Genomic DNA, 12164 nt, shown 5'->3' with positions numbered 1-12164 from the left:
TATTCGGTTTTAACATTGTAAAAATTATTTTTTGACATAATAAAACTCCTTAATCTGCCTAGGGAAAGTACCCTGAGAGATAGATTGAGGAGCTATTTTAATTTCTTTAGGTTTATTTTTTAAGGTTTTCTGGTATAATACCTTAAGAAGTAGCTCCCAATCAATCGTGTCTAGGGTTTCAAGTTAGAACACATTGGGTACTTTTTAATTAAAGAAATTATAGCATAATTTGCGATAATGCAATAAACCGACTGAGAAATTTATTTTCTAAGTCGGTTTTTTGTTGCCAAAATCTATCTCACGGCTAATTTATTAAGTCTAGTGTTGAGAGCAGCATTCTAAACCAATTTAGTTGTAATAATCCAAGAATCCTACAAAACTACATAAGCATTATCTCCTGATACATAAACTGTCTGGCCATTAAATTGTTCTTGTAACATAAAAAATTTATTTTGTCGTCCAGTTACATCGTATAACTGATTAAGCGTCAATTTATCAGCCTTTGTAGCATTGTCAGCTGGCTTATACAGTGAATAAGTATTTGCTGCAATTATTTTAAGCTGTCCTGATAATTTGTCATGCGTTGCTAATGGATTACTCTTACTAAAACCATCACGACCGTCGACCCATTGATTTTTGCCTAATTCTAAAGCCCCATCTTTTTCCGCAAGCACAGCCCAGCTGGAACCATAATTTAAGTGCTTAATTATTTTAGTTAGATCAGGGCTATCGTACAAATTGCAGCCTGTTGGTGTGGTTACAACGAACACCCTATTGACATTCCACTTGACCACTGGATGCAGAGAAACAATATCCGTTGAGCTTTTATTTACCCAAAATTGCCATTGTTCCTTAGTCCAATAACAGACATCAAGGTCAACAGCTTTTTGGCCGTTACCCCAACCGGCTAGCCGGCCGTTGCCACCAGCATATTGAAAAGCAGCCCAATTCCATTGATGGGCTAATTTGCCATACAAATTACGCGGCTGAAAGCCAGTGGTAATGCCATTATTGTATTGCGCGACCCACAAGGGATATTTAGCGGCAACTGAGGCCCAATTTTTGCTATTTTCTGTACTCAATGCCATGTAAAGCCAAGGCTTAGTATCTGTTTTTTGATAGACATAATCTAACCATTGTTCAACCTGTGTCGGCGTCCATTTATTAAGAGCAGTACCCTCGTAATCAAGGACAGGGATCGCCTGTCCTATATAAGGTTTAAATGTTTGTAAGAAAAAATTGGCTTCAGCAATTACATCTGTCCCGGCAGTAAAATGGTAGGCAGCCTTTAACTCGGCCGTTGCTATTTGTGTTATCCGATCAGGATTAGTGTAATAGGTTCCTTCAGTAAATTTAACAATGACAAAGTCTTGTCCTAATTTTGGAAAACCAGTTTGATAAGGGCTGGCTAAATCTACTCCGTTTAACATCTAATCACTACCTTGTTTGTTATCTGAAACAAAGCCCATTGTATCAGGTAATTTAGTCGTTGAATTACTCTGTTGAGACTTGTCATATGCAGCTTGAACTAAACCAGCTGCCACATTTTTTTCTAATGGTACCTTTAATTGTTTAGCCTGGTTAACTAAGGCTGTAGTAGCGGTCTGTTTCTTTTCTGCGCCAGCTTTCTCAGTCTTAGTTGTTTCATTATTTACTAAGACTTGAGCAATCTGGTACCAAATATCTAATTTGTCAGCTAATGGCTTATTATGTTCCTGAATGTAGGGATATAACCCTACAAACAAGAAAGCAATAATAATTATGGCCGTTTCAATGAAAAAGTTTATGTTTTGCATTATTTTCACTTTCCTCCTTTTCAGAAGTTTCCGCTAAAGCTTGAGCTTCTTTTAATTGTCGAATTTCTTCTTTTAAATGGTCGATTTCATCTTCGTCATTACGATATTTCGTATGATAATATTGCACATCATCATATAATTGCTTTCGCTCTTCTTCATCAGTTTTATGTTTTGACTTTACGTGCCATTGATAGAAGTTGATTAGTATTGAAACAAGCCCACCAAAGGCGGTAGAGGTCAATAGTATTAGAATGGTTTTGCTCATCTTGCTTGTTTCCCTTTTTACATTTATGGACTAATTCGAACTACAAGTAGTTGCCTATCTATTAAATTCAATATCATTTTTAAGTTAATTCCATTCAATCTTATAAATTCGGTGCTTATCCGCTTTTAAGTTAGTAAGTTTATTATGATATGAAACCGTTAAGTACATATTATAATCTGTGACTTGAATACTCTTAAATTCAGAAATATATCCTGAAATATCTATTGATGCTTCGGAAAAATTAGCTTTTTTCCAAGAATCAGGATTGCTAGGCCAACTGTTCATAGGATAATTCCAAGGAATTTCTATAACATTTCTTTTTTCTCTAGTGTCCATTGGTGAATTAGGAGCATATTTACATGATAATTCAGTAATCATAACATCCTTTTCTACTGTTCCAGGTACATTTACCTCATCTAGTACAGAACTAACTTCATTCATATCATAAATTGAAAAATAACCATTACCGCTTTTATCAACACTTGCAATAAGTAATTCTTGATAATCAGGTGAAACAGCTGCCTCGACATGTTTTATATTCTTATCGTTATATGCTAAACCGAATTCTTGACCAGCACGATTAAGATACGATAATCTTGGTAATTCTTTATGTGAATGGTATGCTACTCTGCCTGACACGGGAAAGCATACTTGTGCAATTTCTATATCATATCCATTAGCACTTTGATTGGTACCAATAAACCATGAATTATTACCGGTATATTTTAAAGTTTGAGTAATACCTCCAGCAGTATCATTGTCAGTGCCAGATAAAACTAATCTTGGCATCTTATTCATTTTTCCTGATGTTTTAGACCCTTTAATTACATATGTATCTTGTTGATCAGAACGAAGTTGCAATGCATAAATATTATTGTTTGCTATATTACTCGCTTGAATAACAACATCATACCCACCACTTATTTCTGTAAGAAGTGAAATTTTTGGATACTCTTTCATTTTTATGTTCTCTTTTCAGTACACTCATAATTAATATAGATTAAAATTATCATTTTTTCACATCGCCTATTGTTTTTCTTATATTTTTATTATGCAGCAAATATAGCACATATGTTCGCTTTATGCAAACGCATGTTTGTAAAAAGGACAAAAATAATATTTAATTAAATTATTGTTAATGAATGAACTATAATTAAGATGATGTTATTATAAATTTTGAGGTGAATTTTATATGAAATTAAATAAAAAAATTATCGTTCTTTTATCTATAATTCTAACTGGTATTCCACTGCTTATACAAGATGGATCTAGTGTATTGGCTGCTACTTCGAATATTAATACTTTAAAATTAGCTCATGGTGCTTATATTTATAATAAAAAAGGGCAAAAACTTTCTTCCTCAAGTAGAAAGACCTATTTTAAAAAGGGACAATCTGTCAAATGTATTGGTAAAATAAAAAAGCTTTCAGTTAATAAAAAATACTACTTACGTGAAAAAGACGGCACCAAAATTTGGCTTCCATATTGCATTATTAAGGGGCATGCTTTTTATAAAATTAGTAATAATAGATATATTAAAACTGCAAATATTGAAACGGTAAATCATCAGCTTTTATTTTCTCAATGGATAACAATAACTGTAAGGGCAGTGCAAGGAAAAAGAATTCCTGTTTTAAGTTCTGATGTGTTACCTACTGGGAGATATATCAAAAATGGTAAAAAAATAAAACTCGTAGGCGAATTAGACACAAGCAATGTGGGAAACATCTTATACAAGATTGCCAATCAAGATAATCAATTTATTGGTTCTTACAGTCTTAAAGAAAAAATAAAAGCAAATTTAGATAGTTATTTTGTGTATCCAAGTGCATTCTTAAAAGAAAAAGCTTATGTTTATTCCATTAAAGGAGAAAAAAATTTTAGCAAGCATTTAATTAAAGGAAACTTTGTCAATGTAGATGAAGCTGTTTACATTTGGATTCCCCAAGAAAATAAGACGGAATTGTTTTATCGTCTAGTAAATTCTTGGCATGGCTTCATTAAAGCATCTGATGTCAGTCTTTTTAAAAACAGTAAGCCAATGCCTGCTGCAGTAAACTCGCAAGTAGAGGCAAAAGCGGATGCTAAGCTTGCAACAGATTTTGATAAACAAGAATTACAAAAACTAATTGATAGTAAGCCAGAATTTACATCTAGTAAAAAATACAAATTAGCTCTTACAAAATCACAGGCTTATAAGAAACTAGCTTATGATTACGATAATGCTATTACAAGTGGTAAAAAAGTAAATGAGGCAAATACATCTAATCTTGCAGAAGTAAAAGAGGCCATTCGTAATATAAATACAGCAATTAACAAATTAAACAATCTAAAGGATTAATTTATAACTGAAATTTGAAAGCTAGAAATTACGCAAAAAGAGCGTGATTTCTAGCTTTTTTAGTACAAAAATAAAAACGCAAGACCTCTCTGCGTTATACTTTAAGTGTCAAAATCAAAGTTAAAAGAGATCTTACGCTATGAAAAGTATATCGCAAATCAATCAAGAAAAAGATACTTGTTCTTTAATTTCTGCTTTTACTAAGCTAATTGATCTAGCTGATCTGAGCAAGAAAGTTAACTTTAAACGTCATTCCTTAGTTAGCCTGCTCATGGTGATCAATTGGATGATCCAATCACGCTTTGCCAGATTTAGCTTTCGAAAAAGCATTGGGCTACCTGTTATCGGCATTGAAAGAAGTCAAGGAGCAAATTACAAAAGAGGTAGACCAAATAATAAGCAAATTTATTAAACTATTACCTGGCTTCATTCAAAAATATATGGCGTGAACCAAATAAAACACAAGTGGGCATTAAAAAAGTCAGAGCTCACAAGGAATCTGACTAGTTTTATTGCCTTCAAGTTTCAATTTATAAGTATTAATAAGTAAGAGAGATAGTTATTAAGCCATATCTCTTTTTGTTTTTCGAACATATGTTTGACAATAAGTTCCAAAATGATATAATCATTTTAAGAACATATGTTCTTAAAATTAAAGTAAAGGAGACTTGACATGATAGAAATTACAAATATTTTAATTAATAAAAAATTCGACTTAAATACAGGACACAGATCTGCAGTGCAAAAAGGAAATATGGGAAAAACATACGCTTATGCACTTCAATTACGCAATAATCAACAGGACACATTCGTCTTAAGAGGGAAAGCGGGCAATGTCTCTACCAAAATTTTGGAGTTGGTTAATAGTGCAGCCGGCCATACACAAACTTGGGAATATTCAGGTAATAAAGACAAATGGTTTATTGGTACGGAGCCTTCAAGTACGGCTAATGGGCACTGGGCTAAACAAATTGCACGTGTTGATATTAAAACACAAAGCGGTACACATGGGTATAATACAGATTTCCCACGTTTAGGTTACCTTAACCGTGCAGGAAGCGGATTAAAGGTTGATGGAACAAGATATAACGGTACTGATATGAAACGCTCAGAAGCCGCAGTTTCTCCAAATCATACTAAATTTTTACTCGCAACTGTCGATAATGCTGGTAATGGTTATTTTACTATTTACGATCTAAATACTATTAATGCAGCTCTTAATCGTTCAAGCACAGATCCCGTAAATATTGGCAATTTTAGCTATATAGAAAGTTTTTCCACTAAAAATTTAATTACTACAACCAAGCAAAAGGGACTTATAAACTCTATCCAAGGCTATGATCTAGATGACAATAGTAATATTTATATTTCTAGTCAAAAAAAGCCAGATTTTAATAATGGCATTTACCAAGCACATCATAAGCAGATAATTAAAATTCCATATTATGCACGTAGCGATCAAAGTAAGTGGCTTTCAATTAATTTAAGTTCATTTGGTGGATTAGATATTAGTGGTAAACATTCTGAGGTAGAAGGCATTCAGGTAATCGGTGAAGATCATATCTGGTTAACAGTTGCATATCACGCTAATGTTGGTGGTAAAAATAAGACTGTTGCTAATAAGATGTATGAATTAACCTGGAGCTAAAATTTATATATTTCATCTATACCATATTGAGGTTTACATAATGCACATAATCCGCAGTTAATGAAAAACAGCTGCTAGATTAGCATTTAGCCGCTGATAAAAGCAGCCACTTGTGAAAGCAAAGTCGTATAGCATAAGAAAGCCCGAGAAATCGGGCTTTTGTTTTGCAGTTTTTTTAAATTTCACAATTAGACCAATTACCAAAAAAGCATAGTTTTAAAACTATGCTTTACCGTGTTTGCTGTTTAACAGCTATTTCTTATCAAAAAAATGCTTATCAAGCATCTTGCATAACACGTGTGCTACAACTGGAAAGATCACCAAAGTGACCACCAGTTTTGCAATGGATGTTAACATTGCTCTCACCGCCTTTTGGAGCTTATTGAAGAGTAGCTAATTCTTCAACTCCAATAAATATTTTACCTGTTTTACTACATGCTTTGTACTCATTCTACAAATCGGTTATAATATAAATGGATGTTAACAAAAGCTCTCTAGCTAAGAGCAATGAGATTAGCTATCTCATTTGTTGTGATTGGGTGTTAGACGGTCTCGCGTTTAACGCTCTTTTTTTACCTAAAATTAGGTAGGAGAGTTCTTCTCCTTATAGCAGTTCACTTCTTCTAAAACGTGTCCTCACTATTACTAACGATTTGAGAACCACAATTATTAAATTTAAATAAGTAAATATATTGAAAAAGGTAATTAAATGGAAAATTTCAAGACAATTTTAAAAATGAAAACTTTCTGGGCATTGATTTTTTTTGTGCTACTGCTTGTTTACGGCATTATAATTCATGATAAATGGCTAATCCTGTTATCAGTATTTTGGATTGCTATTGGCATATATGTTGTATTAAATAAATTTATAAAAATTTTACACACAAAAAGACGATAGCTTTAATTATCGCTTTTTTTGTTCAACTTATTTTATAAGAATAAATTAGGAATGGACGAATAGCAGATTCAGTTGCAAAAAAATTGAACCAATTAATTCTGGAAGAGATGATATTGAACAACAAATTGATACAGATAAATCAGACATTAGAACTTAAAATAAGTAAGGCTTATTCAAAACTCGTCAATTAAAGAAAATAAAGACAAGATTACTGCTATTAAAAATAACGCAGTAGTTTAATAACATCTTGGTGATAAGGTCACCAAAACTATTCAAATCAGCAGATATATAGATTATATTTGGTGATTTGTTCATCAAATTAAGATAAACTGTCCCCAGTTTAACAATAAGAAAATTGCCTGGTACAACCAGGCCCAGCACACCTTGGCACAAGGTGTGGGGTCAGATTTCCCTTATGCTCTTTACTAAGTGGGAATACAGGTTAAGTGATTTATAAAAAAACAATACAAGAGGGTAATTATGAATTTTCCAGAAACTACTGAATTAGAAAACAAGATCGAAAATATCAACTACTATGAATTGAAAGCCAGAATTGATCAGGCCCCTATTCAAAGTGAGCGTGATTTTTGGTTTGCAATTTATGATAGAGCAATACAATTACGTCAAAAGAAAATTATTAATGAAAATAACTTTGTCATATGAGTTCAGATACAAAGTTACATCAAACAATTTCTACATCATGTAACAAACAATTAGCTGGTCATAATATGTTTCAAGTAAACAGAAATCTGTAAAATCATTCAAAATGCCCGGTGATCCGTTGCCACAATGATGCATTTGTCACCTTATCAACTTTATCCTGCAGCTCAGAGCGCTTCTCAGCATCTTCCAGCAGCTTTTGTTGTGAATCTTTTAATTCTTTTGTCTGTTCCAAGATCCTAGCCTGCAATTGTTGCTGCTGATTATTCAGCTGCAACTGCTTCACATTCAAATCTTTGAAATCGTCCGCATACTTCTCAATCTTCGAACTTAATCTTTGATTTTCCTTCGTTACTTGTTCATTTTCTTGCTGTAAAAGGGCATACTTCTTCCTTAAAGCCGTCAATTCATCATCTTTATTCGAAGATGCTTTATCTCTCAATGCATCAGCAATCTTTGCAGCATCTTCATCAGAAACAACGAAGCGATTTTTCTCCTTTTGCGTCTTAATCTGCTGCCTTTTAATCTCATCACGAACCCGCTGTTTTTCTCTGACCAGATCCTTCTTATTCTTCACTAGTCCAGAAGCAATTTCATTTACAGTCTTAATCATTCATGCCACCTTCCTTAAAACGAACATTCAAATTAAATCGAATAAATTCGAAAATAATCGAAAAACTGTGAATTATCTTTTATGCTAATAATACCCTAATTTGCTCAAATAAAACCGGCAAATTGAACCTTATACTCAAACAATGCAAATGCAAATCGCCCTGAGAGCTCATATTAGCCTCCTATAGCCTAAAAGCAACATCTCAGTATATCTTTTACATTTTGAGCGCTAAAACTCACTACACACCTTTATTTGCGACAATATCATTCATTCAAAAAAGACCACTTCAGAGCATCCAATCTCCAAAATGGTTCTTTCATTGCTATTTTCAGCAGACTTCAAGCTTCTCGTTCCTGCACTCAAAGGCTACTTTTCAGCTATTTTCTTACTTTTCATTTCTATTGCTACTTCAATTCAACCAAATCTGCAGCAATCCATCGACCAACCCGACCTAATCCTCCAAAATCTCAAATAGAAATCAAAAAGTTACAAATCTAGTCAAAACTAACGCAGACCTTGCTCGCAACTGTGGAAAGAATTCAAACGTAAAATCAGCTCTGTGGATAACCAGAATGACTTTTGTTAGCAGAGCATTTGAGACAACTTCTCCCTGTTTTTAACAGAAAGAAAAGAAGTCTCATCAATCAAAAAAAACGAATGGCTTCTGCCCCTTCGCACCGTCGAAAGCTGCTTTACTTCTTAGTTGATCTAACAACCGACTGATAATCTTGATTGAATTAATGCCCTCAATCTCAGACAATTATCAGCCCCAGGTTTTTCAACCCCATTAAACCACCATGCTTTTTTAAACCAGAGTTTTTTAATTCCTTGGCGGGAAGCACGAACCTCACCCAGTGTCGCAAAGCAGCTAAATACGCTGAGTGCGCAACTAATTTATTGAAGCGGCTAATTGCGGTAACCTGTCCCCTTTTGCTGAACCTTATCATAGAACGGCTGTCCGCTCTCGAAGAGTAAGCCCTATGACTTGTCATTGCTTGCCAGGCTTGTCCCCCTGACTGCGAAAATCACCACATTGACAGCATCAGCAAAAACGCTGTATAATTAACCCGTTATTAAGGATTTTGGGCTATCCAGTTTGGTCACTGGGTGGCTTTTTCTTTATTCAAATTTATTTTGCTCCTGTGGGTCGCTCTCAAAGCTAACCCGAAAGGAGCTTTTTCTTTATGCATGTGATTATACAGATATTAGATGAAAAAAACAAGTGTATTTTTTAAAAGCACTACTGCACTATAGCACTATAGCGAACTTGCACTACTGCACTTTTGCACTAAAGAACTATCGCACTAGGGCGAACTTGCACTACTAAGTAAAACGTGCTTTAATAGCATTTGTAAAAAATATTATATAGCACTATAGCACTATAGCGAACTTGCACTACTGCACTTTTGCACTAAAGAACTAAAGTGTGCTACATAAACAAATTAAGGAGGTTTTTATGACACAGATTATTACTTTTGGTAACTTTAAAGGTGGGGTGGGCAAGACTACAAATGCTGTCCAGGTTGCTTATGAATTATCAAAAAGAAATTATAAAACTTTGCTGATGGATTTAGATCCGCAGGCCAATGCAACAAATATTCTGCTCAAAACTAAAGCAAACATTGACGATGAACTAGCGCATTTTGATTCATCTTTAATGGTGGCCGTTCAGGACAAAGATTTAACTAAGTCTATTATTAATATCAAAGAAAATTTAGACCTAATGGGATCAGCTCCAGATTTCGCATTATTTCCTAGATTTATGGAAAAAATGTTTAAAGATTACACTGACAGAGTTCAATATCTTAGTAAGCTAATTGAACCTGTAGCAGAAAAGTATGACTTTGTAATTGTAGATATTCCACCTACAATTTCACTAATTACCGATGCTGCCCTTTATGCTTCTGATTGGTGCTTAGTAGTCATGCAAACACAACAGCAATCACTTGATGGTGCTTCAGCATTTATTGACTACATTCAAGACGATATTGTTAATACTTATAAAGCTCCTAGACTTGATGTCATCGGTATTCTCGCTGTATTAATTCAAGCAGGCGCGCCAGTTGATGAAACTACCATGAACAACGCCATTAAGTATTTTGGAAAAGAAAATATTTTACCTACAGCAATTCACTCAATGCAACGATTAAAACGCTACGGAATTACTGGAATTACAACTAGCCAACGATATGATAAAAAAGTTTTTGCTGTTTATAAGCAAGTAACGGATGAGATTCTTGATAGAATAGGAATGAGCAAATAATGAGTTTAATCAAAAGTAATCGAAACTTTAAAGACTTACAACCGAAAAAAATTGCAAGTTTAGACGATTTAAAAGAAAAAAAATCATCTAAGCTAAACGAAGTAACTTTCGACACAAATTTAAAAATTACTAATCATTCAAGAAACAAGCTGCAGGCATTGATGACCCTCGGTTACACTGCTAGCCAAAAAGAAGCAATCGATTTATTATTCCAGGTCTTCCATGATCAGCTAGATGCTGACAGCAAAAAAGAGCTTGATTTTCAAATTAAGACTCTTGAAAAACGAGATATAAAGTTAAAAGGATAAAAATTAAGGCCAATTATAAAGCCTTACCTGTAATACATATTCCGGATGAAAGTGCTAAGTGCTTTTAGAAATACTAAAGGTATTACGGTTCTGAAAAGGATAAAAAGATGATAAATGCTAGTTTGCATAAAAGAGAATAACAAATAGGAACATATTTTGAAGGCGTATTAAGTAGAGCAATTACTAAAAAAGCACAGTAAATTATGTCAAACAAATTTTAACTAGCTTTTAAGCAGTTACAGTCTGTCTGTCATGGTGCTTTTCAAGTTGGTCATTTAAATCCTTAACCACAGTTTTATAAATAGCCTTATATAAATAACCACGTGGATTTTTAATAGCCTGTTTAGGATCGCCCTCATTAGCACGGCAACGGTTAAAGAAACGATACACTGTCTTATTAATTCGGTCTTTTAACAACGAGCCGTGGGAAATAACATCACCTGAGCCCGTATAATTAACTATTTCAAAGCTAGCGCCAATGCCAGTAGTATCAATACCAGATTGCTCATTTTTAGTTCTAAAAGTTTTAACAGCATTGTTTTTAGCCAAAATAATTGTGCCAATAAAATCTTTGAGTTCTTGTGGATTATGCATGAACTTGGTAACCATTAACATTGTGCTCTTATCAAGAATAAACGGTAATTCTCCGTCAAAGGTGCTATCGATATAATTGCGTGCATTATTCAATAAACTCTGATTTTGTGATTCAACTTGAGTTGCTGAATATGATTCTGCAGTCAAATCCCAATTAGCATTTTGGCAATCGGATGGATATGTATTAGACTTTTTAGTATCTTTATGTATCTTATTAATATCTATATTATCTTTATATTGATAGACTCCATTTTTTGGAGTTTCTTGTGGCTGTAAAGTTGAGGAGCTATTTTCTGGGACTACATTTTTTAAAGTTCCTTGTGACTCTAAGGTTTCAACCGTCTTTTCTGGAACTCTATTTTTTGGAGTTCCTTGTGGCTCTAGCATTGAGAAGGCTTTTTTGGTGAAATCGTCCTCAAAATCTGCACTTTCGTGTTTAATCCGATAAACATCTTTAGCAGTAATTTCTGGTCGCAGTAAATACAAACGATTAGGTTTATTTAAGCCAACATGCTTTTGAATTAATAATCCTGCAGCTTCTAGTTCATGCTTTACAGCAATTAATTTGGTATCTGATTTGATTCTTAATTTTTGTTTGAGTGATTTATTGATGAAGTAGAAGAAGATATTACCATCATGATCAACCCAGCCATTCTTAATTGAATACTGTAGACGATCCAGCAGTAGTGAATACATAACTGCGGCTTCTAAACTGAGATTGTAATAACAAGATTCTTCATCGAAGAAAATTTTGAGTAATTTGAAATAGGTTTCACCG

At 33.7% G+C, this 12164-nt stretch carries 12 protein-coding genes; 6 read left to right on the top strand and 6 right to left on the bottom strand.

Annotated features, from left to right (window positions below; genetic code table 11):
* Positions 1–371: 371 nt before the first annotated feature.
* The 4 genes from PT285_RS11250 to PT285_RS11235 all read right to left on the bottom strand — a co-directional run bounded on the left by PT285_RS11250 (position 372) and on the right by PT285_RS11235 (position 3021).
* A complete protein-coding gene (locus PT285_RS11250) occupies positions 372–1430 on the bottom strand; it encodes a GH25 family lysozyme (RefSeq protein WP_277150822.1) in 1059 nt (352 codons plus the stop codon).
* The gene (locus PT285_RS11245; protein WP_277150820.1) at positions 1431–1796 is read right to left on the bottom strand and encodes a phage holin, LLH family; all 366 of its coding nucleotides are present in this window, start codon (positions 1794–1796) and stop codon (positions 1431–1433) included. It abuts the gene before it with no gap.
* Complete coding sequence (locus PT285_RS11240) at positions 1771–2061, bottom strand: hypothetical protein (RefSeq protein WP_277150818.1); 291 nt, start codon at positions 2059–2061, stop codon at positions 1771–1773. The genes PT285_RS11245 and PT285_RS11240 overlap by 26 nt, the downstream gene beginning before the upstream one ends.
* An 84-nt stretch (positions 2062–2145) precedes the next feature.
* Positions 2146–3021 (bottom strand): helveticin J family class III bacteriocin, encoded by an 876-nt coding sequence (locus PT285_RS11235; protein ID WP_277150816.1) that lies wholly within the window; start codon positions 3019–3021, stop codon positions 2146–2148.
* A gap of 232 nt (positions 3022–3253) precedes the next feature.
* On the opposite strand from PT285_RS11235, the gene PT285_RS11230 reads away from it, so the two are divergent.
* From PT285_RS11230 to PT285_RS11215, 4 genes are all read left to right on the top strand, one after another.
* Entirely contained in the window at positions 3254–4402 is a 1149-nt protein-coding gene (locus PT285_RS11230; RefSeq protein WP_277150814.1) for an SLAP domain-containing protein, read from the top strand.
* Positions 4403–4541: 139 nt separating this feature from the next.
* The gene (locus tag PT285_RS11225) at positions 4542–4814 is read left to right on the top strand and encodes a hypothetical protein (protein WP_277150812.1); all 273 of its coding nucleotides are present in this window, start codon (positions 4542–4544) and stop codon (positions 4812–4814) included.
* Positions 4815–5075: 261 nt separating this feature from the next.
* Complete coding sequence (locus tag PT285_RS11220; protein WP_277150810.1) at positions 5076–6050, top strand: helveticin J family class III bacteriocin; 975 nt, start codon at positions 5076–5078, stop codon at positions 6048–6050.
* Between the two features lie 1378 nt (positions 6051–7428).
* Entirely contained in the window at positions 7429–7611 is a 183-nt protein-coding gene (locus tag PT285_RS11215) for a hypothetical protein (RefSeq protein ID WP_277150808.1), read from the top strand.
* Positions 7612–7705: 94 nt separating this feature from the next.
* Here PT285_RS11215 and PT285_RS11210 read toward each other — a convergent pair whose 3' ends face one another.
* Entirely contained in the window at positions 7706–8221 is a 516-nt protein-coding gene (locus PT285_RS11210; protein WP_277150806.1) for a hypothetical protein, read from the bottom strand.
* A 1456-nt stretch (positions 8222–9677) separates the two neighbouring features.
* Between PT285_RS11210 and PT285_RS11205 the strand changes: the two genes are divergently transcribed.
* Both PT285_RS11205 and PT285_RS11200 read left to right on the top strand, forming a co-directional pair.
* Positions 9678–10484 (top strand): ParA family protein, encoded by an 807-nt coding sequence (locus PT285_RS11205; RefSeq protein ID WP_277150804.1) that lies wholly within the window; start codon positions 9678–9680, stop codon positions 10482–10484.
* Complete coding sequence (locus PT285_RS11200) at positions 10484–10792, top strand: DUF5388 domain-containing protein (RefSeq protein ID WP_277150802.1); 309 nt, start codon at positions 10484–10486, stop codon at positions 10790–10792. The genes PT285_RS11205 and PT285_RS11200 overlap by 1 nt, the downstream gene beginning before the upstream one ends.
* Before the next feature lie 228 nt (positions 10793–11020).
* Here PT285_RS11200 and PT285_RS11195 read toward each other — a convergent pair.
* The coding region (locus tag PT285_RS11195; RefSeq protein ID WP_277150800.1) for a replication initiator protein A at positions 11021–12164 on the bottom strand (1144 nt) is incomplete at its 5' end.

Origin of the sequence: Lactobacillus sp. ESL0791, assembly GCF_029433255.1 — a bacterium.
GTDB lineage: Bacteria > Bacillota > Bacilli > Lactobacillales > Lactobacillaceae > Lactobacillus.
Note: the sequence above shows the minus strand (reverse complement) of the source record. Positions and strands in the feature narration are given on the sequence as shown.

Excerpts from the sequence above, each read along its gene's own strand:
- PT285_RS11225 (WP_277150812.1), top strand. The coding sequence starts at position 4,542 with ATGAAAAGTATATCGCAAATCAATCAAGAAAAAGATACTTGTTCTTTA.
- PT285_RS11210 (WP_277150806.1), bottom strand. The coding sequence starts at position 8,221 with ATGATTAAGACTGTAAATGAAATTGCTTCTGGACTAGTGAAGAATAAG.
- PT285_RS11230 (WP_277150814.1), top strand. The coding sequence starts at position 3,254 with ATGAAATTAAATAAAAAAATTATCGTTCTTTTATCTATAATTCTAACT.
- PT285_RS11250 (WP_277150822.1), bottom strand. The coding sequence starts at position 1,430 with ATGTTAAACGGAGTAGATTTAGCCAGCCCTTATCAAACTGGTTTTCCA.
- PT285_RS11200 (WP_277150802.1), top strand. The coding sequence starts at position 10,484 with ATGAGTTTAATCAAAAGTAATCGAAACTTTAAAGACTTACAACCGAAA.
- PT285_RS11235 (WP_277150816.1), bottom strand. The coding sequence starts at position 3,021 with ATGAAAGAGTATCCAAAAATTTCACTTCTTACAGAAATAAGTGGTGGG.
- PT285_RS11215 (WP_277150808.1), top strand. The coding sequence starts at position 7,429 with ATGAATTTTCCAGAAACTACTGAATTAGAAAACAAGATCGAAAATATC.
- PT285_RS11220 (WP_277150810.1), top strand. The coding sequence starts at position 5,076 with ATGATAGAAATTACAAATATTTTAATTAATAAAAAATTCGACTTAAAT.
- PT285_RS11205 (WP_277150804.1), top strand. The coding sequence starts at position 9,678 with ATGACACAGATTATTACTTTTGGTAACTTTAAAGGTGGGGTGGGCAAG.
- PT285_RS11245 (WP_277150820.1), bottom strand. The coding sequence starts at position 1,796 with ATGCAAAACATAAACTTTTTCATTGAAACGGCCATAATTATTATTGCT.
- PT285_RS11240 (WP_277150818.1), bottom strand. The coding sequence starts at position 2,061 with ATGAGCAAAACCATTCTAATACTATTGACCTCTACCGCCTTTGGTGGG.